Origin of the sequence: uncultured Roseobacter sp., assembly GCF_947501835.1 — a bacterium.
Taxonomy (GTDB): Bacteria; Pseudomonadota; Alphaproteobacteria; order Rhodobacterales; family Rhodobacteraceae; genus Roseobacter.
The window spans coordinates 64,464-90,726 of record NZ_CANMXR010000004.1; the positions used below are offsets into that span (position 1 = coordinate 64,464).

At 59.5% G+C, this 26,263-nt stretch carries 19 protein-coding genes; 10 read left to right on the forward strand and 9 right to left on the reverse strand.

Annotated features, from left to right (window positions below; genetic code table 11):
- Positions 1 to 65: 65 nt before the first annotated feature.
- Positions 66 to 2,369 (reverse strand): ATP-binding protein, encoded by a 2,304-nt coding sequence (locus tag Q1A20_RS09515; RefSeq protein WP_299406865.1) that lies wholly within the window; start codon positions 2,367 to 2,369, stop codon positions 66 to 68.
- 5 nt (positions 2,370 to 2,374) lie between these two features.
- Positions 2,375 to 3,124: an ABC transporter substrate-binding protein gene (locus Q1A20_RS09520; protein ID WP_299916817.1), complete on the reverse strand. Its 750-nt coding sequence runs from the start codon at positions 3,122 to 3,124 to the stop codon at positions 2,375 to 2,377.
- Between the two features lie 414 nt (positions 3,125 to 3,538).
- Here Q1A20_RS09520 and Q1A20_RS09525 point away from each other — a divergent pair, with 414 nt between their 5' ends.
- Together Q1A20_RS09525 and Q1A20_RS09530 are read left to right on the forward strand one after the other, a co-directional pair.
- The gene (locus Q1A20_RS09525) at positions 3,539 to 4,183 is read left to right on the forward strand and encodes a hypothetical protein (protein ID WP_299406870.1); all 645 of its coding nucleotides are present in this window, start codon (positions 3,539 to 3,541) and stop codon (positions 4,181 to 4,183) included.
- Positions 4,184 to 4,321: 138 nt separating this feature from the next.
- Positions 4,322 to 5,020 carry an alpha/beta fold hydrolase gene (locus tag Q1A20_RS09530; RefSeq protein WP_299407699.1) on the forward strand — a complete coding sequence of 233 codons (699 nt, stop codon included), beginning with the start codon at positions 4,322 to 4,324 and terminating at the stop codon, positions 5,018 to 5,020.
- A gap of 123 nt (positions 5,021 to 5,143) precedes the next feature.
- Here Q1A20_RS09530 and Q1A20_RS26125 read toward each other — a convergent pair whose 3' ends face one another.
- Positions 5,144 to 5,689, reverse strand: a complete 546-nt coding sequence (locus Q1A20_RS26125) for a DnaJ domain-containing protein (protein WP_367180879.1) — start codon at positions 5,687 to 5,689, stop codon at positions 5,144 to 5,146.
- 427 nt (positions 5,690 to 6,116) lie between these two features.
- Here Q1A20_RS26125 and Q1A20_RS09535 point away from each other — a divergent pair, with 427 nt between their 5' ends.
- A complete protein-coding gene (locus Q1A20_RS09535) occupies positions 6,117 to 12,134 on the forward strand; it encodes a choice-of-anchor I family protein (RefSeq protein WP_299916818.1) in 6,018 nt (2,005 codons plus the stop codon).
- A 159-nt stretch (positions 12,135 to 12,293) separates the two neighbouring features.
- Here the strand turns inward: Q1A20_RS09535 and Q1A20_RS09540 are convergent, their stop codons facing one another.
- Positions 12,294 to 13,334, reverse strand: a complete 1,041-nt coding sequence (locus Q1A20_RS09540) for a GlxA family transcriptional regulator (RefSeq protein WP_299916819.1) — start codon at positions 13,332 to 13,334, stop codon at positions 12,294 to 12,296.
- 116 nt (positions 13,335 to 13,450) lie between these two features.
- Here Q1A20_RS09540 and Q1A20_RS09545 point away from each other — a divergent pair, with 116 nt between their 5' ends.
- From Q1A20_RS09545 to Q1A20_RS09565, 5 genes are all read left to right on the forward strand, one after another.
- Positions 13,451 to 14,533 (forward strand): class I SAM-dependent methyltransferase, encoded by a 1,083-nt coding sequence (locus Q1A20_RS09545; protein ID WP_299916820.1) that lies wholly within the window; start codon positions 13,451 to 13,453, stop codon positions 14,531 to 14,533.
- Between the two features lie 26 nt (positions 14,534 to 14,559).
- Positions 14,560 to 15,786, forward strand: a complete 1,227-nt coding sequence (locus Q1A20_RS09550; RefSeq protein ID WP_299916821.1) for an NAD(P)/FAD-dependent oxidoreductase — start codon at positions 14,560 to 14,562, stop codon at positions 15,784 to 15,786.
- Entirely contained in the window at positions 15,776 to 15,976 is a 201-nt protein-coding gene (locus Q1A20_RS09555; RefSeq protein WP_299406885.1) for a hypothetical protein, read from the forward strand. The genes Q1A20_RS09550 and Q1A20_RS09555 overlap by 11 nt, the downstream gene beginning before the upstream one ends.
- A gap of 40 nt (positions 15,977 to 16,016) precedes the next feature.
- On the forward strand, positions 16,017 to 17,537 hold the full coding sequence (locus Q1A20_RS09560) for a cytochrome c peroxidase (RefSeq protein ID WP_299916822.1): 1,521 nt from the start codon (positions 16,017 to 16,019) through the stop codon (positions 17,535 to 17,537).
- A 195-nt stretch (positions 17,538 to 17,732) separates the two neighbouring features.
- Entirely contained in the window at positions 17,733 to 18,506 is a 774-nt protein-coding gene (locus Q1A20_RS09565; protein WP_299406889.1) for a hypothetical protein, read from the forward strand.
- Positions 18,507 to 18,666: 160 nt separating this feature from the next.
- Here Q1A20_RS09565 and tcuA read toward each other — a convergent pair whose 3' ends face one another.
- Positions 18,667 to 20,139 carry an FAD-dependent tricarballylate dehydrogenase TcuA gene (tcuA, locus tag Q1A20_RS09570; RefSeq protein ID WP_299916823.1) on the reverse strand — a complete coding sequence of 491 codons (1,473 nt, stop codon included), beginning with the start codon at positions 20,137 to 20,139 and terminating at the stop codon, positions 18,667 to 18,669.
- A 63-nt stretch (positions 20,140 to 20,202) separates the two neighbouring features.
- Here tcuA and Q1A20_RS09575 point away from each other — a divergent pair, with 63 nt between their 5' ends.
- Together Q1A20_RS09575 and Q1A20_RS09580 are read left to right on the forward strand one after the other, a co-directional pair.
- Positions 20,203 to 20,853, forward strand: a complete 651-nt coding sequence (locus tag Q1A20_RS09575) for a GntR family transcriptional regulator (RefSeq protein WP_299916824.1) — start codon at positions 20,203 to 20,205, stop codon at positions 20,851 to 20,853.
- Positions 20,850 to 21,878: an AbrB family transcriptional regulator gene (locus Q1A20_RS09580; protein WP_299406896.1), complete on the forward strand. Its 1,029-nt coding sequence runs from the start codon at positions 20,850 to 20,852 to the stop codon at positions 21,876 to 21,878. Before Q1A20_RS09575 ends, Q1A20_RS09580 begins: the two co-directional genes overlap by 4 nt.
- On the opposite strand, the gene Q1A20_RS09585 is transcribed toward Q1A20_RS09580, so the two are convergent.
- From Q1A20_RS09585 to Q1A20_RS09600, 4 genes are read right to left on the reverse strand one after another with little or no spacing between them, the layout of a single operon-like run.
- Entirely contained in the window at positions 21,856 to 22,824 is a 969-nt protein-coding gene (locus Q1A20_RS09585) for a D-2-hydroxyacid dehydrogenase family protein (RefSeq protein WP_299916825.1), read from the reverse strand. The genes Q1A20_RS09580 and Q1A20_RS09585 overlap by 23 nt on opposite strands.
- A complete protein-coding gene (locus Q1A20_RS09590) occupies positions 22,821 to 23,060 on the reverse strand; it encodes a hypothetical protein (protein WP_299734469.1) in 240 nt (79 codons plus the stop codon). Before Q1A20_RS09590 ends, Q1A20_RS09585 begins: the two co-directional genes overlap by 4 nt.
- Before the next feature lie 52 nt (positions 23,061 to 23,112).
- Positions 23,113 to 24,198, reverse strand: a complete 1,086-nt coding sequence (locus Q1A20_RS09595; protein ID WP_299916826.1) for a 4-oxalomesaconate tautomerase — start codon at positions 24,196 to 24,198, stop codon at positions 23,113 to 23,115.
- A gap of 10 nt (positions 24,199 to 24,208) precedes the next feature.
- The gene (locus Q1A20_RS09600; protein ID WP_299916827.1) at positions 24,209 to 26,236 is read right to left on the reverse strand and encodes a tripartite tricarboxylate transporter permease; all 2,028 of its coding nucleotides are present in this window, start codon (positions 26,234 to 26,236) and stop codon (positions 24,209 to 24,211) included.
- Positions 26,237 to 26,263: the final 27 nt, after the last annotated feature.

The following is a 26,263-nucleotide window of genomic DNA, read 5'->3' on the forward strand; positions in this document are numbered from 1 at the left end:
CCGGATCCCACAGAGCCATCATTGGGGCAGTACGTTTCGTTTTCGACAAGCATCCCTACCAGCGCTCAATTTTCATCTACCTTTGATGTCACGGCGAGCGCCTCTGCCAGGATTTCAGCCAATTCAACAGGCGGGCAGGGCTTTTGCACCATCGGTGCCACGACCTTTCCCATTTCAGAAGAGGTAAACCCGGTGTAGCCCGACATGTAAACAACCGGCAGGCCCGGGCGCAGTTTCCGGACACGGCTGGCCAATTCAAAACCACCGATACCGCCGGGCATGACAATGTCCGTCAGCAGCAGATCAACCTGCGTGCCGTCTTCAATGATTTGCAACGCTTCCGGTCCTGATCGCGCAGGGATGAAACTGAACCCCAGTTCGGCGATCAGATCTTCCATCACCACCAACAGGCTCTCTTCATCCTCGGCAACAAGAATTTGCTGACCGTTGCCGCGCCGAATGGGCAGGCGCGTGATCGGGGCTTCGCGTTCGTTTTCGGTCGTTCCGCGGGGCAGGATCATGCGGATTGTGCTGCCATAGCCCAGTTCGGAGTAGATGCGCAATTCGCCGTCCGAATGCTGAATGAAGCCATAGACCATCGACAGGCCCAGACCCGTGCCGGAGTTGGTGTCCTTGGTGGTGAAAAACGGATCGATGGCGCGCCGCTTCACTTCATCTGTCATGCCGGGTCCGTCATCCGTGACCGATATTTCCACATACCGATACGCGCGGGCATCATGGCGTGCGACATCTTCGGCGTGCTCCTCCATCATGCCTTGTGTGATATAGGCATGCAGGTCTTCGCGCCGCAGCGCTAGGTCCACATCCACTTCATCCAGCGCGCGCGCCTTGATGATGATCTTGCGTCCCTTGCCACTGCGCATGATGGCGTCCCGGCTGTTCAGGACCAGGTTCAGCAATGCATTGTCCAACTGACCGTGGTCGCAATAGACAAGCAGCTCCGGATCCGGCGGGACCAAGACAATGTCAACATTCGCCTCAATGGCGGGCCGGGCGAGGGATTCGAATTCTCTGAAGCTATCCGCCAGCGCGCGCGATTTTGCGAGGCCGGGTTGGCGTTTGGCAAAAGCCAGCAGACGACCGGTCAATTCGCGTCCGCGCTCCACCGCGCCAAGCGCCGTCTTCAGCACCCGGTCTGAGCGGTCGGAGATGTTATCTGCTCGTGTGAGCTGCATGGCATAAAGGATCGTTGCGAGCAGGTTGTTGAAGTCATGGGCAATGCCGCCGGTCAGTTGGCCAAGGGCGTCAAGTCTGCCCTTGCGTTCGATCTGCTGCCGATTTTTTTCAAGCAGCGACACATCGTCGAGCACGATGACACACCGCAGGTTACTGGCTTCATCCTCCACCAGCGCGCTGGAGACGCGCACATAGCGGTTCTCGTGGTGCCCGTCCCGTGTCATCAAATGCGTCTCACCGGTCAGCACCTGACCCGCCAGCGCACGATTGATCGGGTCCGACGAGGCATCAAGCGGGCGCATGTCCACGATGTCCAGGAATTTGATCCTTTCCGGCCACTGGAAGGGCGTTTGCTGCGATTTCCCGCCCAGCATATGCCGTGCGGCGGGGTTGATCACATCGACAACGCCATACTGGTCGAGACCGATGATACCGTTCATCGTCGTGTCGAGCACAACGCGTAATTGTTCGGACGCCGCGCCAAGGTCGCTGTTGACGTCGGAGAACCGGGTGCGCGTGGTGTTGACCGCAGCCAGGATCGCATCGAGGTCATCCACAACCGACGTGTCAGGACGATCCAGCGCAAGCGGTGGGCCATCCGTCAGCCAATTCGGTTCTGAGACGTAGGCGGCGATCCGACGCAAATGCCGACTGACCAGCCGGGAAAAAATCACAAAGATGGCGATGGAAGCGAACCCGGCCTTGGCAACATTCGACAAGAAGACCACCAACACCTGTGCATAGAGATCTGACCAGATGCGTGCGCGGCTGAGGCCTAGCTCAAGCGTGCCAAGCGGGGTAACCCCACGCGCCTGATCGCGGTATACAAGCTCGATCTTGTCAAGCTGGAGGATTTCGTCGGGATCACTCGGCACGCGCTCCCAGAGTCTGCCTCCGTCTGTAGACAGTTTTATCGACGCGATATCAGGGTTTGAGAAGATGCCGTCCAATATCTGATCGACCTGCTGGACGTCATAAGACCAGAGCGCCAGGCTGAGGCTTTGCCCAAACCCGTTTTGGATCTGCGGGGTGACCTCGCGCAGGGTGGCATCCTGTCGGTGGAATGTCAGATATAGCTGCACCGAGGTGGCAATGACCGACAGCAACGCACTAGTCAGCAGCACAAGAAGCAGCAGCTTGAACGCAAGGCGGTTGTTTGATCGCTCGGGCATCTAGGCTAGTTCAAATTATGTTTGATGAGCAGCGTGGCCAGCGACCCATCTGCCTGCATTTCAGCAAGCGCGGCGTTGAAGTCAGACACGATGGTTTCATGGTCGGGCCTGAGTTTCGAGACCGCCATATGGATTTCCTGATCAGCCAATGCGGGGTCCATGAATTCGATCTGTTCCAAAAGCGCCGGGTCCGCACCGAGAATGGAATGCCTGATCACATGCGTGCTGTCCAGCGTCAGATCAACGCGACCGGCGGCGACCATCTGAATGCCCTGAAGGGTGGTTGTGACCTCGAATTTATTGAGGTGATCCGCGCCGTCAAATTCGGGTTCATAGAGAAAACCGGTTCCCACTGCGATTGTGTAGGGCTGCAGCGAATTCAACCCACGATACATGATATCCGATCCGTTTTTTCGAACGAATTTCACCTGCGTCTTGAAAAACGCGTCGGAATAGCTGAGCGACACCTGCATTTCCGGGTCGAGAAACAGGCTGGTCACAACATCATAGTCGCCAGCTTTGGCGCCGCTGACCACACGCGACCAGGGCAGGATCGCCGTTTCCACGATATATCCGGCACGTGTCAAAACCGCACGTGTCACGTCTATCGAGATGCCCTGGCCCGGCAATGTCCCTCCAGAGAACGGTGGCCATTCATCGGCCACCACGATCAGTTTTTCATCCGCCAAGGCAGGGTTTTTCGGGAGAAAAAGAGCAATTGTCAGAACAAAAAACCATTTTTTCAACAATGACATGGGAGGATCACCTATGCGCCTTTGCAAATCTGTCGGCGATTGTATGAATAAATAGCCTAAGATTACAAGCTAGGGTAGCAAGGCGAATGATCTAGTCGCCACGAACTTTTATTGCTCGGAGGCGCCTTGGCTGTCCTCTTGAGCAGCGGATCAGAGCACCGTCCCCGCATCCGCCCTGTCGCTGTCCGCTCTTATAGGGAAGGAAGCAAATCCGCTGCGCAGCCATTTCGAATTCCCGTCCACCCATCTAGGAAGGGGCAATAAAATCGGATGCACAGGAAACCGAACATGCAGACCAGCCGAGGCCAGAAACGAAGCAAGCCAAGGGGGCGTAGCGCCCAAACGATGGGTAAATCCAGTCGATGCATTAAAAGGTATGGCGACCTGATCAGATCCATCCTTGCGGCGCTGCTGATGGTCCTGATTTCCAGCGCGGCACCTGCTGGCGAGGTGTTTTCCACCTTTCCAAAGACTCCTGCCACCGATCAGCGATACATCATTTACCTCCACGGACGCATCATCGAAACCGAAGGGGTCGACCCGGTATCGCCGCGGTTTGGACTGTATGCATACGGCGATATTGTTGCAGCTCTGGCCCGAACCGAGGCGCATGTCATTGCCCATTTGCGCGTAGGCGATACCGATCCGTTTTACTACGCCGATTTCCTGACCGAAGAGATCACCGCAATGATATCGCACGGCGTGCCCCCGCAAAACATCACCTTGGTTGGCTTCAGCAAAGGCGGATACATCACCTTGCTCACGGCGAAGCGGTTGCAAAACCCGTCTTTGCGATACGTGGTGATGGCCGGATGCACATCAGGTGTTGTGGATGGCAGTGATCGGCGGGCGGACGGCTTGCAGGGGTCAATCCTGTCGATGGTCGATGTGGCCGACGATCTAGGCTTTTTCTGCGCCCCGCTCTTTGCACGCAATCCGCAGCTTTCGCAGGCCGACGACATGACATTCCACGCAGGAGCGGCGCATGGCTTTTTCTATCGTGTCGATCCAGCCTGGATTAATGAGGTCTTCTCCTGGTCAGAAGCTGGCACAACGTAAATCAGCGGTTGCCGCGCTGGCGAAACCAATGACATCAAAGCCCGAAAGGTTTTCTTGAAAATGCTCTATTGCACAGAAATGGGTTCCCCTCAGGGCGATCCGATCTTGTTTCTGCACGCGGGCAGCTTTTCGGGAACGATGTGGCATCAGATTGCAGGCGGTCTGCCGGAGATGCGCTGTCTGCTTCCTGATCTTCCCGGTCACGGATACTCCCGGAACATCGAACTCCAGACCCTTGCGCACGCTGCAGATACTGTTGCCGCACTGCTTTTTGAGAAACCACGACACCGCCCGGTGCATCTCGTTGGGCTCTCTTTTGGGGGCTATGTCGGATTGATCTTGATGGCGCGGCATCCTCAGTTGATATCGCGGGCGATGCTCAGCGGAATTCACCTGGGCGCCATCCCGAACCCGCGGATGATGCAGTGCTTTGCAGGAGCGATTTCACCCCTTATTCGGTTGAAATGGTTTCGCAAGAGAATGGCCGCGTCGCTGGGCGTCACAACGCCGGAGATCTACGACCGGGCCGATGGTGCGGCCAATCTATCCCCGCGCACCCTCAGGAGGCTTCTAAATCTTGTTTCGGTATTTGATGTGCAGGACCTGCTTGCTGAGATCAACGTCCCGACGCTCATGATCGCTGGAGAAAAAGAGCATCCCACCATTTTGCAATCGCTTTCCGACTTTCAGCATCTGATGCCCCAATGCACTGCAAGAACTGTTCCGGAACTGGGGCACGCGTGGTGCAATCAAGACCCAAGGCTATTCACCGAAACGGTGCTTGCCTGGGTCAATCGAAGCCCGCTTCCAAGCCAATTAACCGCGGTGGCGCGTTGAAGTTTGCGTAAATGAGAGCCGGCCCTTCCGCGCGCTTCGGAATGCTCCCGCTCCATCATCGGCGTCGCGAAAACCGTCACAGGGCCAATAGGGAGCTTGGCAGTCAGGCCTGCCGCGGCGCAGTCAGATGTGGGGGTAGCAAAGGGCTCGTGTGTCCACTCTTGGACCGGTATCAATCCTGCTGATCTGGTCTAGAACGGTGCGATAGGATGCAGCAGCCAGACGGATCAGCGCGCCGTCAGCGGCGGAGGGTCGTCCAGCGCCTTCAGGGCTTGTGATCATGTTCAAAACAGGTGCGGAGGCCTTCGACCGCGTCTCTTTTTCGGTGCGTTCGGCATGGTCATCTGGCGCAGATTGTGCCGATGCGGCTCGACGACATTGACCACTGTACTGGTCTGAACGACCGCTTGCAGTTTTCTGTTGCGCGAAGTTGCGATAGTCCGGTCTTGCCCGCTTTGACCGGGGGAGAGCGGTTTTTTTCAGATGTGCCGTCAAAGTGTCAGCGGCCGCATTGATACGCGCCAAGTGGCGGGATGAGCGGCTCGGATCACTGGAACGGTCAGGGTGATGCCTAAGTGCCATGGCGCGACGAACCCGCCGCACATCTTCGAGCGTGGCATCGTCGCCGAGGCCTAAAACACGTGCGGCATGTTCTGGTGTAGCTGCCATTTTCGCTCCAAAGTGCTGCGGAATTCGTTAAACTTTTTCTTTTATATTATGAAAAATTTGAAACGAATACTCGGATAAGTATTCGTGGTTAACTGTCGTACCGGCCATTAGCACATTGTTATTATTTGGTGGAGGGTGCGGCGTAGAAGACAGAATGCACCGGCGCCTAGACGGTTGTCGCGACCATCGCATCGCGGGCCAACTGTCCCGTTTTTCGCCGAAAAGCATAGCGATTTCACAAGTCTGTACGGCGCGTGTATCAAATCTGTTACGTTCTGCACCTAGCAATACGCTGGGGGGCAGGTGCTGCCTTAGTTAAATTGTAAACACGTCGGATCCAGTGCTGTGTCAGCATTGGTGTTGGTGTCGGTTGCCCCCGCTGAACGATCCTTGCGGATAGAAAGAACCATTTTGGGGGCCACGATACATGACATTCACGCTACAAATTCTTCACGCATCCGACCTTGAGGGTGGGTTGGACGCGATTGAAAACGCGCCAAATTTCGCAGCCGTCGTTGATGCGCTTGAACAGGATGCAGCAGATAACGGTACCGCATCTGTTCTCTTGTCCGCAGGCGACAACTATATCCCCGGCCCCTTCTTTAATGCAGGCGGTGATTTCGGGCTGAGCGCGACCTTTGAAGGATTTTACAACGCGTTGTTCGGACTGATTGATACTTCGGTTCTGGATCCGGCCGCGGACACCAACGGCGATGGGTTTTTCGACAATGCCGAAATCGAGGCAGAGATCACGGCTGGGTCAATCACCTTCGATCAGGTCTACACCACGGATGTGAACGGCGACGGGTTTGCCGATTACTTCGAGGAAATCGACACCGCCTCCGGGCGTCTTGATATCGCGATCATGAACGCCCTTGGTTTTGACGCCTCGGCAGTTGGCAACCATGAATTCGACGCCGGCACGGATGCCTTCGAGAACATCATCAACTACGACAGCGAAGAGGGTAATGCGCTTTCCTCCGGTCGATACGGTACGGTGAACTTCCTGCAGGAAGTCGACACGCCCGGCGCGCAGTTTCCGTACCTCAGCGCCAATCTGGACTTCTCACAAGACTTCGATGTGGGTGCGCTCTTTACCAACGAGATCCTGCCCAACACCGATTTTGCTTCCGATCTGCTGAGCGCGCGGGACAACCCCGCGGACCCGGCAGCGACGGCATCGGATTCCAACGATAGCAAGGTTGCGCAGGCCACGGTCCTTGAGGCCGGTGGCGAGCAAATTGGCGTGGTGGGCGCCACAACCCAGCTCCTGGCGTCGATTTCTTCGCCAGGCGACATTGATGACGTCTCCAACCCCGGCGCAAACGATATGGCGGCGCTGGCCGCTGTGCTGCAGCCAGTGATCGATGATCTGATCGACGGTGCGGACAACACGCTGGGAACAGCCGATGACCTGAACAAGGTCGTGCTGGTCAGCCACTTGCAGCAATTTGCCCTGGAGCAGGAGCTGGCGGGCCTGTTGCGCGACGTGGACGTCATTGTCGCAGGCGGCTCTGATACCATCAACGCAGATGCGCAGGATCGGCTGCGCCCCGGCGACACTGCCGATCAACCCTACCCGGTGATTGTGGACGATGCGGATGGCAATCCGACAGCGATTGTATCGACGGACGGCGAATATTCCTACGTCGGGCGTCTGGTGGTCGAATTCGACAGCAATGGCAATATCGTACCCACCTCGATTGACGAAGATGTTTCAGGCGCCTTTGCGACGGATGAGCAGGGGGTTCTGGACGTCACCGGCGCAGCAACCCTCGCGGAGGCTATCGCCGCCTCGCAGATGGCGACGGACGTCAAGAACCTGACCGAAGAGGTCGCGGGCATTGTCACTGCGCTAGACGGGGATATCGCCGGGCAAAGTGATGTCTTCCTGAACGGCACCCGCGAAGCGGTTCGTACCGAAGAAACCAATTTCGGCAATCTGACCGCAGACGCCAACCTGGCGGCGGCACAGGAGGTGGACCCGGAGGTTTTGGTGTCGATCAAGAACGGTGGCGGTATCCGTGCTTCGATCGGCGAGTTGGTTGATAATGGCGATGGCACATCGTCGCGCCTGCCCACGGCGGCAAACCCGCTGTCGGGCAAGGATGCGGGCGAGATTTCGGAGCTGGATATCGACAACGCGCTGCGTTTCGACAACGGCCTGTCCATTGTCGAACTGACGCCCGACGAGTTGAAAATCGTTCTGGAACATGGCGTGGCGGCCACCGAAGATGGCGCCACCCCGGGGCAGTTCCCCCAGGTCGGCGGTCTGCGGTTTTCGTTTGATCCCAGCGGTGAGGCGCAGGTTCTGGACGGCAGCGGCACTGTCACCACCGAAGGCGCACGCATCCAGAATGTTGTGCTGATTGATGAGAACGGCACCGCGATCCAGCAGATCATCACCGATGGCGAGGTTGCAGTGGGTGCGCCCGCGTCGATCAAGGTGGTGACACTGGATTTCCTGGCCGGTGGCGGCGACGGGTATCCGTTCAGCAATTTCTCCGGCGTGACCGACCTCGGTATTGGCGAACAGCAGGCACTGTCTGACTTCCTGACCGACAACTTCCCGGAGGATGGGAGCACGTCGTTTGATCTGGCAGATACCGATGCGCAGAGCGATACCCGCATTCAAAACCTGTCTGTGCGGGATGACAGCGTCAACGTGCCGCTCGCCAGCGAGGAGCTGCGCTTTGAGATCGTCGCAGAGTTCGAGGGTGAAGGGGGCGAAGGCGCCTCTGAAGTCGTCGTGCATGAGGACGGCAAGCTCTATGTCACCAACGGCGAGATGGACCGGATCGATGTCTTTGACATTGCCAGTGACGCGCTTGCCATGTCCATCGACCTCTCCGATCTCGAAGGCTACGACGGCGTTCAATCCGTGGCGGTCAAGAACGGTGTCGTGGCGGCGGCAGTTGCGCGCGACGTTGTCGAACAGATGGTGTTCGGCGAAACCGTGAACCTGTCGCAATCCGGCTTTGTCGCGCTCTTTGATGCGGAAACGGGCGAGCTCCTATCGCGCGTCGATGTGGGCAACCTGCCGGATCAGCTCACCTTCAACGACGGGGGCACGCAGCTTCTGGTCGCAGGCGAAGGCGAAAAAAACGATGACAGCGACAACGACGACAATCCGCTCGGCACCGTTGCGATTATCGACACAACTGATCCCACCGCGCCGGTGGCAAACGTGCTGGATTTCACCGCGTTCAATGGCCTTGAAGATGTTGCACGTGACGCTGGCATCCGCATTCAGGAAGGGGTGAGCCTCGCCGAGGACGTCGAGCCGGAATACATCGCGATCAGCCCCGATGGCAGCACCGCCTTTGTGTCCCTGCAAGAGAACAACGCCATCGCGAAGGTGGATCTGGAGACCGGTGAGATCTTTGACATCTTCTCGCTCGGCACAGTCGATTTCAGCAGCGAGAGCAAGCTCGATGCAGATGACAACGGCGTCATCGATATCCGCAATTTCGACAATCTGGTGGGCTTCCGTATGGCGGATGCGATTTCCAGCTTCGAGATTGACGGTCAGACCTATATTGCCACTGCGAATGAAGGCGACAGCCGCGACTTTGACGAAGACCGTGTCGAGGATCTGGCCGAAGACGGGCTTCTGGACGACAGCGTCGACACCACCGGGCTGGAGCGTCTTGAGGTCTCCACCATCGACGGGGATACCGATGGGGACGGCGACATTGACGTGTTGCATACGTTCTCCTCGCGGTCGTTTTCGATCTTTGATGAGGATGGCAATCTGGTCTTCGATTCCGGCCCCGAATTCGAACAGATCATCGCCAACCTTGCGCCGGAGCGGTTCAACGATGATGACGGTGACACCGATGGGGACGAAGACCGGTCCGACGCCAAGGGCCCGGAGCCCGAGGCGATCATCATTGGTGAGGTCGATGGGGATACCTTCGCCTTCATCGGGTTGGAGCGGGACAGCGGCGTGATGATTTATGACATCAGCGATCCGGCCAACGCGAGCTTCGTCAACTATATCCCGCCTGCTTTTGTCGACACGACGCCCGGCGGCGATGTGGCACGCCAGGGGCCGGAAACCATCGCCTTTATCTCTGCGGAAGAGAGCACCACGGGCAATGCACAGATTGCCGTGGCCTATGAGATTTCGGGCACAACCGTTGTCTATGATCTGACCGCTGCGGCACCCCGTCTGACCATCTCGGAAATCCAGGGCGCCGGTCATGTCTCCGCCTTTGAAGGGCAGGAGGTGCGCACCACCGGGATCGTCACGGCCATTGATGGCGCGGGCTTCTATCTTCAGGACCCGGAGGGTGACGGCGATGACGCCACCTCCGATGCGATCTTTGTCTTCACCGGGTTTGGCAACACGGATGTTGTCTCTGTCGGGGACGCCATCGATCTGCGCGGTACGGTGAGCGAATTCATCCCGGGCGGTGCTGGATCCGGGAACCTCTCGACCACGCAGATCAGCAATGCACAGATCGACGTCACCAGCAGCGGCAATGCCCTGCCAGCGGCCACTGTGCTGGGGGCTGCGGGCCGGACACCACCGACCGATGTGGTGATTTCGGAGGGCGAATTGCCGGTGAACCTGCAGGACGAACCGGGCACCTTCAATCCTGAAACCGATGGGATCGATTTCTACGAGAGCCTCGAAGGGATGCTGGTCACCATCGACAATCCGACCGCTGTCGGCGCCACCAACCGCTTCGGCGAATCCTGGGTGGTCGCAGATGAGGGTGCGGGTGTGACCTCGCCGACAGGCGGTCTCAACGACCGGGGCGGGCTGACCATCAACGCAAATGCCGAAGGGACCGGGGATCTCAACCCCGAAAAGATCCAGGTGCAATACGACCGCGATCTTCTGCCCGATGGCTTTGATCAGTTTGACGTAACCGTGGGCGATGCGCTGACCAATATCACTGGGGTCGTCGATTACGGCTTCGGCAATTTCGAAGTGCGCGTCACCGAAAGCTTCGAGGTGGAAACCCCCAGTGAGAACGACCGCGAAGTGACTGAACTGGAAGGCACGGATGATCGCCTGTCGGTGGCCACCTACAACGTGCTCAACATCACCTCGGCACCGGCGGATGGTGATGCGGCGCAAATCGCGGAGCTTGGCGAACATATCGCCACAAATCTCGGCGCGCCGGACATCCTCGCCTTGCAGGAAATCCAGGACGACAGCGGCGTGGCCGATGACGGCACGCTGGATGCGGATGAAACGCTGCAGGCGCTGGTGGATGCCATCGAAGCGGCAGGTGGCCCGCGTTATGAGTTCGTGAGTGCAATTGTGGATGAGGATGGCGAGAACGGCGGGGTGCCGGGTGGTAATATCCGCAACGCTTTCCTCTACAATGCGGAACGGGTCGACCTGAAGGAGGTCGAAACGCTCGAATCCGACAAGCTTGCTGAATACGGTGTGACAAACTCAGACGCCTTTGAGGGCACGCGCGATCCGCTGCTTGGCGTGTTTGAATTCAACGGTCACGATGTGACGCTGATCAACAACCACTTCAGCTCCCGGTTCGGCTCGACGCCGGTCTTTGGCGGACCGCAGCCCTTCGTTCAGGCGGGTGAAGCGGAACGCGAACAGCAGGCTTTGACGCTCAACGAAGTGGTGGACGCCATTCGTGCCGACGACCCACAGGCCAAAATCTCGGTCCTTGGGGACCTCAACACCTTTGAGTTCACGGATGAGTTGGCCGAAGATCTGCCAGGTGTCGGCGAATCCAAGGTTCTCACCAACTTGATCGAAAACCTGGAGGGCGACGCGGCCTATACCTTCAACTTCCAGGGCAACAGTCAGTCGCTGGATCATATCTTTGTCACCGACAACCTGCTTGCGGATGCGGAAATCGATGTGGTCCATGTCAACACCGACTTCAGCGATTTTGCTTCTGATCACGAACCGATTGTGGCGACTTTCCTGCTGGAGGACGAGGGTGGCGAAACGCTTGTTGGCGACAACCGCAAGAACGTGCTGGAGGGCGGGGACGGCGATGATCTGATCCTCGGTCTCAGAGGTCATGACATGCTCTTTGGCAACAAGGGGGACGACGACATTTTCGGTGGCCGTGGACGCGACATGATCGATGGTGGGGACGGTGACGATAACCTCTTTGGCGGGCGCGGTCGCGATTTCATCAACGGCGGTGACGGCAATGATGTCATCAGCGGCGGTAACGGCAGCGATACGATCATCGGTGGCGAAGGCGACGACACCATGAGCAGCGGTGCCGGTGCTGACGAGTTCATCTTCTCGGGGATGTTTGGCAATGACGTGATTGCTGATTTCAACAAGAACAGCGATGAGTTGGATTTTGTCGGCGTCGCCCAGGATGAGCTGGCGATTGAAGAGAATGATCTTGGCACTGTGATCACCGCATCAGGCGAAGCGGAAGGCACCGTGACTTTGGTGGGCGTGTTCGATTACGACCACGAGTTCTCTTTCGTCTGAGGGTTGGGTTCCCGCGGATCGCCGGTCGTTAAGGATCTGGCCGGCGGTCCATCACCAGGCTGCAAGATGTCTCCGGTTTGGGCCGGGACATTTTCTAGGGGTGCAACCAGTACATCGGTCGACCAAGATCAGATAGGAAGCCCTGCGCGATATCGGCTGTCATACCGTCCGAAGATCATCAAACCGCATTGCATTGACCAGGCGTTTCTTGCGGTAAGCGGAAGCTGACAGCCCGACATGCCGTTTGAAAGCGTTCCTGAAGCTGGAGGGTTCCGAATAGCCCACTTCCGCCGCGATGTCCTCGATGGTCGTGTCCGTTGTTTCCAGCATCTGCTTCGCTTCTTCGATGCGCAATGTCTGGATGTAATCCGCGGGCGACTGACCCGTGGCACTGCGAAACCGTCGCAACAGGCTACGTTCGGTGAGCCCGGACCTTTGCGCCATGGCCGCTACCGGTTTTGGCACCGCGTAGTTATCTGCTGCCCAAATCTGGGCCTCGGCCACCACCGCGTCCTCATGCTGGCGGCCTGCAATCAGCGATGCATAGTGGAGTTGCCCCTCCGTGTGCGGCTGTAACAGATAGAGCTTCGCCATGTGTCTGGCCTCTTGCTCACCGGCAAATCGACCGATCAGATAGAGCATCAGATCCCCCCAGGCGGAGGCCCCGCCAGCTGTGACCACGCGGTGACCTTCCCCCGCCGGAACGAGAATGCGTTCGCGTCGCAACTGAACCTCGGGAAATGCGCGCGCCATGAAATCGCAAAAGCCCCAATGGGTCGTGGCATCCAGCCCATCCAGCAGGCCGGTGGCCGCCAGCAGAACCGAGCCGGAGCACACCGATGTGATGATGGCGCCATTGGCATGGGCATTCAGAACATAGGCCGCCATCGCGTCAAATTCCGCTGGCATCGGTTGTGATGGGTCCAGATGCAGGTCCGGCACGATGACCAGATCGGGCCGCGCCAGATCACACAGCGCCCCGTCCGGGGTGATGACCCGCCCGTTCACATCGCTGTAGGATTTGCCGTCCAGCGACAGCAGCTTTGCCGCAAAGGCGGGCGCGCGGGGCTCTGCGCCATGTAGCACCTCCCAGTCGCGCCCGACCGACGCCATCACGTCAAGAATGCCGAAGACGGTTGAAGTGCCGACACAGGGCATCGCGAGCACAGCGGTCCGACAAGCCGTTGGTTCATGGGGCATGGGTGTGTCCGATTTTCACCGTTTCGATCTGTTGGCCGCATATCACGACTCAAAAACATCCGGCAATACCACAAGGGACAGACGGGGCATTCCGCTGCGTCGCTCGGAGCAAGATTATGACTGAACACACATCCCTGTTGCCCATTGATGAGGCCAAAGCACAGGATTTCGCAAACCGCATGGTCGGCGCTTTGAACAGCGCTGCCTTGTCCCTAATGACGTCGCTGGGTCACCGCACCGGTCTTTTTGACACCCTCTCGGCGCTGCCTGGCGCGACGTCGCAGGAGCTGTCTGACCAAGCTGGTCTGGCGGAGCGATACGTTCGCGAGTGGCTTGGCGTGATGGTCACGTCAGACGTGGTCGAATACGATCCGCAGAAGCGGTCTTTCACGTTGCCACCCGAGCACGCGGCGTTTCTGACGCGCGCTGCAACGCCCAATAACATTGCAGTGACCAGCCAGTTCATCGGCGTTGCCGCCGCGGTCGAAGAGGAGATGCTGGCGCGCTTTCAGGACGGAAACGGCACGCATTATCACCACTATGACCGGTTTCATGCGGTCATGGCAGAGGACAGCGCGCAAACCGTGGGTGCCGCCCTGATGGATCACATTCTGCCAATTGTGCCGGGTCTCCGTGACAGGTTGCAGGCGGGGATCGATGTCGTTGACGCAGGGTGTGGCGGTGGCCGCGCGATGCTGCTGCTGGCTCAGCAGTTTCCGGCCAGCCGCTTTACCGGGATCGATCTATGCGCCGACGCTTTTGCGGACAGCGCGGCGGAAGCAAAGCGGCTGGGCCTTACAAACCTGACCTTCAGGGCGCAGGATCTGGCCGAGGTCGACACACTGGAACCATGTGACCTGATCACCGCCTTCGATGCGGTGCACGATCAACGCGACCCGCAAGGTCTGCTGGATCTGATTTTCAGATCGTTGAAACCCGGCGGGCTTCTTCTGATGCAGGATATTGGCGGGTCGCGTGATCTTGAGATCAACAAGGAAAATCCATTTGCGCCGCTGCTCTATACAATTTCCCTGATGCATTGCACGCCGATTTCGGTGGGGCAGGGCGGACCAGGGCTTGGGGCCATGTGGGGCGTTGAGACGGCGCAGGAATTCCTGGCATCCGCTGGCTTCCAGCAGGTCGATATGCAGCGCCTGCAGCATGACCCGATCAACGCCTATTTCATCGCGCGAAGGTGACGCCGTTTTGAGTGAGGAGAGTACCAGTGACAGAAGATTTCAAGAACAGTGCAATTGTGATCGGTGCGGGTTTGTCGGGTCTGGCCGTTGCAAAAGAACTCCGTGCGCGCGACATTCCGGTGAAGATCCTGGAGGCGCAGGATCAGGTGGCCGACCCGTGGCGGTCGCGGCATCCGCAATTGCGGCTGAACATCCACCGGCATTACGCCGCTCTGCCCGGCAGGAAGATGACACGGGCGGATGGCACCTTTGTGCGCCGGGACACGGTGGTGCAATTCCTTGAGGAATACGCGCGTGATCTGGATGTAGATATCCATTTTGGCGAATCCGTCAGCGCAGTCGAGCGCGCCTGGGGCGGGTGGCAGGTGGTCACCAACCGGGGCGTGCATCGGGCGGCTTATCTGATCGTCGCCACAGGTCGGGAGCGGTTGTCGGTGATCCCGGTCTGGCCGGGCATCGAAGACTTCGGGGGCGCGGTGATCCACGCAGCCGATTTTGCGGATCCGCGATCCTACGATGGCAAACGGGTGCTTGTAGTGGGGGCAGGAAACTCCGGCACCGACGTGCTCAACCACCTGGCGCGCAGTGCGCCGTCAAAGGTTTGGGTGTCGCTGCGGCACGGGCCATCGATCCTGCCCACGCGGGTTTTCGGGTTCCCATTGCATCGGTTGGCGGGGCTGTTTCTGCACGTCCCAAAATCGTCGCTGGATCCGCTTTTTGCTGCGATCCAATGGCTGGCCTTCGGCAATCTTCGCCGTCATGGGATGCGGCGCCATGTTTCGGGCGGCGGGACGCGCATGCTGCGTGAGGGGGTGACCTTTGCCCTTGATGACGGCTTCGTTGCCGCGCTGAAATCTGGTCGGGTCGAAGCGGTGGCGGAGACCGTCGGATTTACGCCGAACGCCGTAAAGCTCGCTGATGGGCGGGAGATTCTCGCTGACGTGGTGATCTGCGCGACCGGGTACACGACCGGGTTGGCGCCATTGTTCGAAAAATTTGGTGTTCTGGATGCCGAAGGGCGACCGTTGCATCCCACTGGCGAGCCTGATGAGAATTGCCCGGGCCTGTGGTTCACGGGGTACAGACCTCATTTCAAAGGGTTTTTCCATACAGCAAGCGTAGGCGCGCAACGCATTGCAGAGGCAATTAGCGCGTCTGAAAAAAAATTATCGACCGTGAACCGCGTCACATACGGCGCGAACGACTTGGCGCTAAAGGCGCTCAATGTGAATGGAGTTAACGATGACCAGTAAAGTTATGAGCCGCTTGGTACCGCACAGACCGGGCCTGCGGAAGATTCTGCAAAAATGGCTAGCAGACCTGCGCCAACGGCGTGAACTGCGCGCCCTTGATGATTTGCCCGACCATCTGTTGCGGGACATGGGGTTGGACCATCACACCCGCGCAGAACGCAACCGGTTCGGTCGCGATCTCTGGAACTGATCCAAATCTAGAAACCAAATTTGAACAAGAGATGAGACCGATGCTGCACCTGCAAACCCGTTCTGCCACCCAACCGTTCTTTCGGCGTCTTTTCACGACCGTCAGCGCAATTTCAATCATCGCAATGTCCGTTGGCGGCGTGTTTCACGCCAAGGCGGAAGAAAAGACGATGCGACCGGCTCCTTTAACGGATGCGGCCTTCCTCTACGATGGCGCGCCGCCGGAGGCGATGGTTTCTCTGGGCCGCGCTTTGTTTTTCGACCCCATCCTGTCCGGAAACCAGAATATCGCCTGCGGCACCTGCCATGATCCCGCGCGTGGTAGCAGCGATGGTGTCGCCTTGTCGATTGGTGAAGGCGGAACCGGTTTTGGCCCGGATCGGCGCACTGCGGATGGTGTTATTGAACGCATTCCGCGCAATGCGCAGGCGCTGTGGAATATTGGTGCGCGCGAATATGTCTCCATGTTTCACGACGGGCGGCTGGAACCTGATGTCGCGGGCACCTTTGCCAGCGGGTTCTGGAGCCCCGCCCGCGAAGATTTGCCGGAAGGGTTGGATACGCTGCTCGCCGCACAGGCGATGTTCCCGGTGTTATCGCCCTCCGAGATGGCGGGGCAGAAAGGCGAAAACCCGGTTGCAACCGCTGTTGCCGAAGACCGCCTTGGTGATGCCTGGCGTCTGTTGGCCGCGCGTTTGGATGCAAATCCCGGCTACCGGGCCATGTTTGACGCGGCCTTTCCCGAATTGGCATCGGATAGGCCTGTTTCCTTTGTCGCGGCGGCGCGGGCCTTGGCGGCGTTTCAGAGCGTCGCATTCCGGTCCGATGAGAGCCCCTTTGACAGGTGGAGCGCCGGTGACGACACGGCCCTTGATGCGCAGCAGAAGCGTGGATTTGCGCTTTTTAGCGGCAAAGCAGGCTGTGTGACCTGCCACTCCGGTCCTCTGATGACGGATCACGCATTTCATGCGATCGGTGTGCCGCAGGTAGGCCCCGGCAAGGGGCATGGCGCGGATACCGGCTATTGGCGGGCGTCTGGCTTCAAGGATCGGCTGGAGGATGAAGGGCGCTACCGCGTCACCTTTGAAGAAGCTGACCTTTTCGCCTTTCGCACGCCCAGCCTGCGCAACGTCGCGCTGACCGGCCCGTGGGGGCACAATGGTGCCTTTGGTGATCTGGAGGCGATGGTGCGTCACCACCTCGACAGCACCGCGTCACTGCATGCCTACGATGTCGCCGAGGCGAAATTGCTGTCGTTGGATCAGGTGATCGAGGCGAAAGGCGAGGGCTCAAAGCTGCTCTTTCCGCTGGTCGATGTGAAACGCCGCGCGGCATTCGATCTGCGTGACACATGGGTGCACCGATCCGACAACCTGCGCCAAAGGATTGCCGCCGCCGCGCAGATCGATCCGGTGGCGCTGGAGGATGATGAGGTTGATGCCTTGATGGCCTTCCTGCGCAGCCTGACCGATCCGACGGCAGTCGACCGCACACATCTCATACCTGCGCGCGTTCCCTCCGGTCTGCCACCGCAACCCGCCGCTTCGCAGGGTGTGCCCTAAGGCGACCGATCTGCTTTGAACACGCACCCTTACCCCGAATGGTCCCGGATCGATGGCTGACATTCGACCCGGGACGTGCCGACAGCCCAAAACATCAGCTGCTGGCTTTCACCTGGCCCGATCTTATCCCTTTCGGATCGGGCCGTTTTCCAAAAAAAGGCAATTTTGCCAAATCAACTTATGAAGGACTGAAAAATGTATAAATCTCTCTTCTCCGGCGCGTCGCTACTGGTTCTTGCAACGGCGGCCCTGGCTGCGGACAAAGCCGAGCTCGAATTCGATTCCGGGGTTCCGGTCGGATCGGTCGCAAACACCTCGGCGACGCTGGCCACATCCGCCGCGCCTGAAAACATGACTCTGAGCTTCATTTTCCACATTGATGAAGGCATGGCAGAGCAGGACGTCTTCTATGAAAAAGTGCCCGGCTCCGGTGAGGTGTTCCGCCCAACGGCGGCGACCCGCGATATGGAGGCCCCCCTCTATGCACCGGCGGTTCCCGTTGCCCATAATTTCCTGGATACCACGGACACGGGCCCCTATCCGAAAGGTCCCGCGCTGGGCATCACACTGGGTGAGTGGTTCGCGGCCAAAGGCGCGGGCACCTATACCTGCGAGGACGGCGTCGGTGAGGTGGATTTCGCCTTCGAAAACCTCGTGCCGAATGGTGTCTATACAATGTGGCATGATTTCATGGTATGGCCACCGACAGAACCGTTCATCGGCACCTACGATCTGCCTTTTGGCGCACGCGACGGATCGGAAAACGTCTTTGTCGCAGAGGCGGACGGATCGGCGAAATTCATGCGGACGATTTCACCCTGCCTGCAGCTCACCGGAGAACATCTCATGGCTGATCTTGCCGTGGCGTGGCATTCAGACGGTCAGACCTATGGGCCGCTGACCGGCGAATTCTCCACCGTCACACATGTGCAGATGTATGTCGGCCTGCCCAAGCGCGCGGGCATGTAGCCGCAGGTTTCGGGGCGGCAAATGCGCCGCCCCGGTTTTCTGACAAACTGCTAGCTGGTGGGCGTTGTGACGATGATCGAAGATCGTTTGCACTCAAAACGCGCAAGCCAACGACATCCATTCACAACCCCATGCACTCGACCGGTTGGATAAAACCGGTTCAGGCGCCTCGGGCGGCGCCGTCCCCGGCACGGCGCCCGAAAACGGCCCCCGAGGTCAGGCCGGACCCGCCGGGGTAGCCTTCAAAGAAAACGCCGCCAACCATTTCGCCGCAGGCGTATAGGCCGGGAATTGTGTTGCCTTCCTCGCCCATAACCGCCCCTTGCTCAGACACTTTCAGACCGCCGTAGGTGAAGGTGATGCCACCGGTGACCGGGTAGGCCTTGAACGGTGGGGTGTCGAGCTTTTGCGCCCAGTTGGATTTCGGCAGGTCGAGGCCAATCGTGTTCTTGCCGTCAAGGGTCGTGGGGTCAAAGGCGACCTCCTCGTTCACCGAAGCATTAAAAGCCGCCACCGTCTCTAACGCCCGGGTTTGGTCCACCCCGTCCATCCTGGTGCAGAGATCCTCCAGCGTGTCCGCCTGCACGAAATGGGCATCATGGAACCGGTACTCTGCATAGAGCAGATCATCGACCTTTGCGTCGAAAACCTGCCAGGCGAAATTGCCTGGCTGCTCCAGCACCGCCTTGCCGAACTGTGCATAGGTGTAGTTGCGGAAATTCTCGCCCTCATCGACAAATCGAGCACCCTCGGCGTTCAACATCACGCCCAGGAAATAGCAGATCTTGCGGTAGTTCTTGCGCTCCGAGGGGGGCAGGGACAGGCCGCCATAATCCGCCATGTGCAAATCCATCGGCGTGGCGTGGCAACCGGCGTAAAGCCCGTATTGCATTGCTCCGACCCTGCCAGCCATCACCAGACCGTCGCCGGTGTTATGCGGCGTGCCGCGCACCTTTGCCTTGTCCCAATGCCCGCCCATCAGCTCTGCGCGCATGTCGGCACTGGCCTCAAACCCACCGCAGGCCAGGATGACGGCATCCGCGTGCAGGACCCCACCGCCGGTCTCGACGCCGCAAACACGTCCATCCTCCGTGATCAGACCGGTAACGGCGCTGTCGTACCTGATCTCCCCGCCTAACCGTTCGAAGGCAGCCAGTTCCATGTCAAAAAGCCCGACACCTTCGTTTTCCGCCGCAAGCGTCAGCCCACCCCAGAACACATGGCGCCCATTCTTCTCAAAGCTCTGACGGCTGTAGATCGGTTCGAATTTGACACCATGATGTCCGAGCCATTGCATCGTCGGAAGGCTTTCTGAGATCAGGTTTTCCTGTTCTTCAGACAGGGCGCGCCCGCCGTTGAAGGCCAAGAGGTCACTGGCGAATTTGTCCCTTGTGTAACCCCCGAAATCGGTCACAGCGATTTTCGGATCATCGGGGTCTTTGAGCAGCGGCAGCAGGTCATCGGCGCTGTCATAGGCAAATCGCATCGCGCCCGCGGTGTATTTGGTATTGCCACCGGCGAGCGTTTCATCCGCCTTTTCCAGCATCAGGACCTCTGCGCCGGCTTCGCAGGCGGCGATGCCGGCGCAGAGGGCGGCATTTCCCGATCCAACAACGATGACTTGCTTTGACATTTGCGACTCTCCTCAGTATTGCCGTATTGTATCCAGACGTATACAATTTGGAAAGCCATTGTCTTGACCACTCCTGAACCAACGGATCTTTCTCAAGGCGGCGTGGCTTTTGCCAAAATCATGGCGGCGATCCAGGCGGGGGAATTTAAGCCAGGCGACCGGTTGCGCGAGGTTGACGTCGCGAACCGCCTGTCCCTGTCACGCACCCCGGTGCGGGAGGCATTAAGGCGGCTTGAAGCCGAAAACATCATTGAGCACCGGCCGCGTAGTGGCGCTGTGATCCGAACCCTGTCGCGGACCGAGGTGGTCGAGCTCTATGAAATGCGTCTGGTGCTGGAAAGCACAGCGGCGCGGATGGCCGCCAAACACGCTGCCGAGGCCGAGGTTGACGCGCTGGCCGCCCTGAACGCGCAGATCGCCGCCGCCGTGCAAAAACCCACGGTCGCCGCCGCGATCAACCAACAGTTTCACCGCTCGATCCATTTGGCGGCGCGCAACCGTTTCCTGTTGGAATCTGCGCGTGCGCTCAACAACGCCCTTTTGCTTCTGGGTCCCACAACGCTGGCGGATGCGGCGCGGATCCGCACGGTTGTGGATCAGCATGCGGTGATCATTGATGCCATCCGGACCGGGGATGCAGGATCCGCTGCCGCCGCCGCTGAAACCCATTTGCAGACGTCATTGCGCCACCGTCTCATGGTGATGTCCGCATGAAGCAGGTCATTGTATCGCACGCGATCGCAGCCCTTGGCGTGGGTGCGTTTCACGTGCTGCACCTGCCGCTGCCGTGGTTGCTGGGGCCGATCACGGCCTGTCTCATCGCAGCCCTCGCCGGGGTGCCGATGCGCGGGGTCCCGGTGGTCAATAACCTGATGCGGACCATTCTGGGGGTCGCCGTGGGCGCGACCTTCACCTGGGCGCTGGTGGTGACGATGGCAGGCATGTGGACGACGCTGATCCTGGTGCCGCTGATGGTATTTCTCATTGGTCTTATCGGGGTGCCGTATTTTCAGCGTCTCTGGGGGTTTGACTTCGCCACCAGCTACTATGGTGCGATGCCCGGCGGCCTGCAGGATATGCTACTTTTCGGAGAGGAGGCCGGAGGGGACGTGCGCGCGCTTTCCTTGATCCATGCGACGCGGGTATTGGTGATCGTTGTGGCGCTGCCCTTCATTCTCAAGGGCTATTGGGGAGTTGATCTCAGTAATCCACCTGGCGTGCCAGCAACGACGTTGCCGCTTTCGCAGCTGCTCCTGATGGTGGTTTGCGGGATCGTCGGCTGGCAGGGGGCGAAGCGGGTCGGGCTCTTTGGCGCGTCCATCCTGGGGCCGATGATCCTTGCGGGTGTCCTTGCGCTGCTGGGTGTTCTGCAGCACCGCCCCCCTGCCGAGGCAATCTGGATGGCGCAGTTCTTCATCGGCATGACGGTGGGCACAAAATACGCGGGCGTAACCGGCCATGAGGTGCGCCGCGATGTGACCGCAGCGCTGGGGTTCTGTCTGATCCTGCTGGTGCTGACGAGCCTCTTTGTCGAGGCGATCCATCTGCTTCAGCTTGCCCCACCAATGGAAACGCTGCTGGCCTTTGCCCCCGGGGGGCAGGCGGAGATGACCGTGCTTGCGCTGATCGCGGGGGCCGATATGGCCTTTGTGATTGCCCATCACGTGCTGCGCATTGTCGTGGTGATCCTTGGGGCACCGCTGGCGGCGCGGATGTTCAGCCCCAAACCTCCGGGTTGATCATGTTGATGGGCGCGCCATCGGCATAGGCGTTGATCTGGTCAAAGATATCACTGAACTGCAGATCAAATTCATCCTCGGTTACATAGCCGATGTGCGGGGTCGGCAGCACATTGGGGTGTGTCAGCAGGGGATGCGTCGTGTCGGTCAGGGGTTCGCTATCAAAGACATCTACCGCCGCGAAAATGCGATTTCGCGCCATTTCCGTTTCGAGCACACCGGGGGCGATCAGACCGGACCGCGAGGTGTTCACCAACAGACTGCGCGGTTGCATCGCGGCGAGGTCTGCGGCGGTTACGATGCCTTTGGTCTCCGGCTTCAGGCGCACGTGCAGGCTGACGATATCCGAGGTGGCAAAGAAGGCCTCGCGGTTGGCTGCAACTGTTACCCCCTCGGCGGCGGCGCGGGCGCGGCCCTCCGGCGAGGCCCACCATTGCACCTGCATCCCTAGCGCCTCGGCATATCCCGCGACGGCCTTGGCGATCCTGCCGTAGCCATAAAGGCCTAGGGTTCGCCCCCGCAGGCTGCGCCCGACACCCGATTGCCAAGTACCCGCGCGGAGCGAGGCAACTTGCTGGGGGATCTGCCGGTAGCTTGCCAGGATCAGGGCCAGCGTATGTTCTGCGGCGGCATAGGAGGGCGTGTCGGAATGCATGTTCGAGCACAAAAGCACGTTATGACGCGTGCAGGCGTCCACATCGACATGCGGGTAGACGCTGCGCTGCGAAATCAGGCGCAGGTCGGGCAGGTGTTCCAGCAGATCCGCGCCGATCCGCGTGCGTTCGCGGAATAGCACCAAAGCCTCCGCCTGCTGAACCCGCGCCGCCAGGCGTTCCGGGTCAGGTTCATGATCGGTCCACACGGTTACCTCATGCGCTGCCATCTTTGCAAAGCAGGGCAGGGTGCGCAGCGTGTCGAACCAATCGTCCAGAATATGGACTTTCACCGGCTTTCGACGCCGTCGGTGGCCGTGGGGGCGCGCGGGGTCGGAATAAAGACGTCTTCTTCCAGCGAGCGGATCGCCAGCAACACCTTTTGCCGTTCCGCCAGCAGGTGATTGAATTGCGCGTCGCATCCCGAAATCGGGACCGGGTAAGCGCTGATTTCATTACTGAGCAACCGGCGCGCCACGGCAAGTTCTGATTGCGCGGCCAGGATGCAGTCTTCGAACTGATCGGTCATGATGCTTCCTCCTAAATTAATGTATACTATTGTATACTGAAATTAGGCTGCGTCAATCACCTGCCCAGACTGATGCGGGGACATAGACCGCGCCGCTCGCCAGCTTACGGGCGGTACGCACCAATCCGGCGGATTTCACGGCAAAGCCGCTGGCCGTGTTTTCGAAGGCGACATCGACGTCAATGGCACCGGATGGGTGTTCCAAGATAACCCGGGCGGGTGTTTCGTTTGGCAACGCCACATCGGCCACGGTGCCAGGGGTCAGAATGCAAGAGGCGAGGCACTGTGCGCCGGTCACGGCCATGGAGGGGTGGCAATTCCACGGCATAAAATAGCGCGCCGTCATCGTTCCGCCGTCTCTTGGGGGGGCCAGCAGGCCAAACTTCGGCGTGACGGATTGCGACACATCCCCCATCCCCATGCGCAGACCCGCTTCGCGCCGCACCGCTTCCATGCGCGCGAAAAACGCTTTGTTTTCGTCAAGCTCCGCGGCACTTTCATACCCGCTCAGCCCGAAGCTCGCGGCGTTTGCGATCACCATCGGCATAGCCACATCCATGCAGGTGACCTCTATGCCGTCAATCACGTCGATCAGATTGCCGGTGGGCAGGAAAGCCCCGGTCACGCCGCCGACGGTTTCCATGAACTGTAGCGCAACGGGGGCCGCAGTGCCCGGCACCCCGGCAATCTGCGTATCACCGTCATAGCGGACCTGACCACCCGGCGTCTGCACCAGCGCCGCAACCCTGGCCCCGGTATTTACGGCGCGGATGTTGACGGGTGTCTCGTCTTTGCGCGCGGGAACCAACCCCATTTCGATGGCCGCGGGGCCGACGCCCGACAGGATATTGCCGCAGGTGGGTTTGAAATCGACAAGCCTGTCCTCGACACTGACCTGTGCAAATAAATAGTCGACATCCGCCCAAGGGTCGTCTGATTGCGAGAGCATCGCGACCTTGGTCGTGACCGCCACGCCGCCGCCGATGCCGTCGATATTGATCGGGTGGCCTGACCCGAGCATGGCGATCAGCACCTCGGCCAGGGTTTCAGCATCCTGGGGCAGATCGGCGCGGTTGAGGTAGGGCCCGCGCGAGGTGCCGCCGCGCATGAAGAGGAACGGAATTGCGGTCTGGGTCATGGGCGTCTGCTCAGGTCATGGGCCATGGCAAATCTGCATATTCCTGCAGCAGGCCAGGTGGAAAATCGCGGTTGAGCAGCCAGGCCATGCCACACATGAAGGCGAGGCCGACGGCAGTATAGATCGCGGCATAGGCGGTGCTGACGCGGGCACGCAGCTTCATGAAGCTGAAGAGGAAAGCGGTTAGCGCGAGGATGAACCCGAAAAGCGAGGTCAGGATCAGCAGCCCGGCAAACCACGCCAGCGTCGGCCAAAGCCCATGGGCAGCATCGGCCTCCTCCCCGCTCTTTTCGCGATCGGCAAAGATCGTATCTGTTTCGGGCTTCAGCATCATGGTGATGATCAGGATCGCACAGCCAACGAGGCAGACCCCGGCGACAAACATCGGGAAGGTCCGGTCGCGGCTGAAGCTCGGGATCGAGGCGGCGTCATAGAAGGCGTAGGCGATATAGCCGGTCACCACGAGCAGCATCACGAAGGGCGCACGCTTTGAGCCGGATTGTACGTCGCCTTCGGCCATGATGTTCTTGGCCTGGCGCAGCCCCATCACGACAGAGATTACAGTGATGATCAGCAGGACGATGACGATCGGGCTGAAGATGTAGTCGAGCCCGTCCTCGAAGCTTTTCCGGAACCGCGATTGCGCGATCTGGAGCGCCTGGTTGGCGTAGTTCTCTGCAGGGGTAGAGAGCACAAATCCGATCAGAAAGGCGGGCCGCGACCAGTCAAAGCGGCGCATCATCAGACCCAGAAAGCCGATGGCGAAGAGGGCGACGAGGTCCATCAGGTTCTGACCCGACTGGAAGGCGGCAAAGCTGATGATCATGAAGAGGAATGGCGCCAGCAGCGCGAACCGAATGGTCGTCAGTTTCGCAATGCCGCCGGAGGCCGCGATGCAGATAATGGTGCCCACCACATTTGCCAGCGCGAGCAACCAGACGATGGAATAGGTGATGTCGAGGTTGTTTTTCAACATGGCCGGGCCGACCTCAATCTGACCGGAGCCGAGAAGCGCGATGGCCCCGATGAAGATCGCCATGGAGCCGGAACCGGGGATGCCAAAGAGCAGGGTTGGGACGAGGCCGCCGCCTTCCTTGGCGTTGTTGGAGCTTTCCGGGCCGATCACGCCGCGCACTTCGCCTTTGCCGAAGTTGGACTTGTCCTTGGTCGTCTGTACCGCGTGCCCGTAGGCGATCCAATCCACGACCGACCCGCCCAAACCGGGGATTACGCCGACGACAACGCCGATGATCGAACACCGCACGGACAGCCAGATGTTGGCAAACCAGTCTCTCACACCTTCAAGCCATCCACCGCCCAGTTGCGGCTCACTGGAGATGGCGCGGTCCTGGCGCAGCAGCGAGACAATCTCCGGGATGGCGAAGATACCAAGGCCGACGATCACCAGTTTCAACCCGTCGGTCAGATAGGGCAGGTCGTAGGAGGACATACGCAGATCGCCTGAGGAGGCCCCTTCGCCGATGGTACCGATGAGCATGCCAAGACCCGCCGCCACGATCCCCTTGATCGCCACGCGGCCCGCTAGAATGCCCACCATGGACAGGCCAAAAATCGTGATCATCAAGAGCTCTGGCGTGCGGAATTCGAGCACAATCGGGCGCGCGATCAGGATGAAAATTGTCAGGAAGCTGGCGCCCACCAACCCGCCGAAAAGCGAGGAGGCAAAGGCAGCGGACAAGGCCCGCGCGGCCTTCCCTTTCTTGGCCATGGGAAAACCGTCGAGCACCGTCGCCTGCGAGGCGGATGATCCCGGAATCCCCATCAGGACGGAGGCAAAGGTGTCAGAGGTCGGCACCACCGCGACCATACCCACCATCAGCGCAAGGCCCAGAATCGGATCCATCCCGAACATGAAGGGCAGCAGCAGTGACAGACCGGCAATCCCGCCGAGCCCCGGAAAGACCCCGATACACAGGCCCATCACAACGCCAAGCACCAGATACCCGAGCACGACGGGTTGCAGGATCAACCCCCATGCATCGCCCAATGCGGGCAACGCCTCCATGATGACATCCATGAACTCTCTCCCTGCCTTGCTTGGAAA

What these genes read in the sequence shown, in the direction of transcription:
- Q1A20_RS09515 (WP_299406865.1), bottom strand. Translation starts at nt 2,369, where the DNA reads ATGCCCGAGCGATCAAACAACCGCCTTGCGTTCAAGCTGCTGCTTCTT.
- Q1A20_RS09530 (WP_299407699.1), top strand. Translation starts at nt 4,322, where the DNA reads ATGTGGCATCAGATTGCAGGCGGTCTGCCGGAGATGCGCTGTCTGCTT.
- Q1A20_RS09590 (WP_299734469.1), bottom strand. Translation starts at nt 23,060, where the DNA reads ATGACCGATCAGTTCGAAGACTGCATCCTGGCCGCGCAATCAGAACTT.
- Q1A20_RS09595 (WP_299916826.1), bottom strand. Translation starts at nt 24,198, where the DNA reads ATGACCCAGACCGCAATTCCGTTCCTCTTCATGCGCGGCGGCACCTCG.
- Q1A20_RS09520 (WP_299916817.1), bottom strand. Translation starts at nt 3,124, where the DNA reads ATGTCATTGTTGAAAAAATGGTTTTTTGTTCTGACAATTGCTCTTTTT.
- Q1A20_RS09525 (WP_299406870.1), top strand. Translation starts at nt 3,539, where the DNA reads ATGGTCCTGATTTCCAGCGCGGCACCTGCTGGCGAGGTGTTTTCCACC.
- Q1A20_RS09580 (WP_299406896.1), top strand. Translation starts at nt 20,850, where the DNA reads ATGAAGCAGGTCATTGTATCGCACGCGATCGCAGCCCTTGGCGTGGGT.
- Q1A20_RS09535 (WP_299916818.1), top strand. Translation starts at nt 6,117, where the DNA reads ATGACATTCACGCTACAAATTCTTCACGCATCCGACCTTGAGGGTGGG.
- Q1A20_RS09600 (WP_299916827.1), bottom strand. Translation starts at nt 26,236, where the DNA reads ATGGATGTCATCATGGAGGCGTTGCCCGCATTGGGCGATGCATGGGGG.
- Q1A20_RS26125 (WP_367180879.1), bottom strand. Translation starts at nt 5,689, where the DNA reads ATGGCAGCTACACCAGAACATGCCGCACGTGTTTTAGGCCTCGGCGAC.
- Q1A20_RS09555 (WP_299406885.1), top strand. Translation starts at nt 15,776, where the DNA reads ATGACCAGTAAAGTTATGAGCCGCTTGGTACCGCACAGACCGGGCCTG.
- Q1A20_RS09560 (WP_299916822.1), top strand. Translation starts at nt 16,017, where the DNA reads ATGCTGCACCTGCAAACCCGTTCTGCCACCCAACCGTTCTTTCGGCGT.
- Q1A20_RS09540 (WP_299916819.1), bottom strand. Translation starts at nt 13,334, where the DNA reads ATGCCCCATGAACCAACGGCTTGTCGGACCGCTGTGCTCGCGATGCCC.
- Q1A20_RS09545 (WP_299916820.1), top strand. Translation starts at nt 13,451, where the DNA reads ATGACTGAACACACATCCCTGTTGCCCATTGATGAGGCCAAAGCACAG.
- Q1A20_RS09565 (WP_299406889.1), top strand. Translation starts at nt 17,733, where the DNA reads ATGTATAAATCTCTCTTCTCCGGCGCGTCGCTACTGGTTCTTGCAACG.
- tcuA (WP_299916823.1), bottom strand. Translation starts at nt 20,139, where the DNA reads ATGTCAAAGCAAGTCATCGTTGTTGGATCGGGAAATGCCGCCCTCTGC.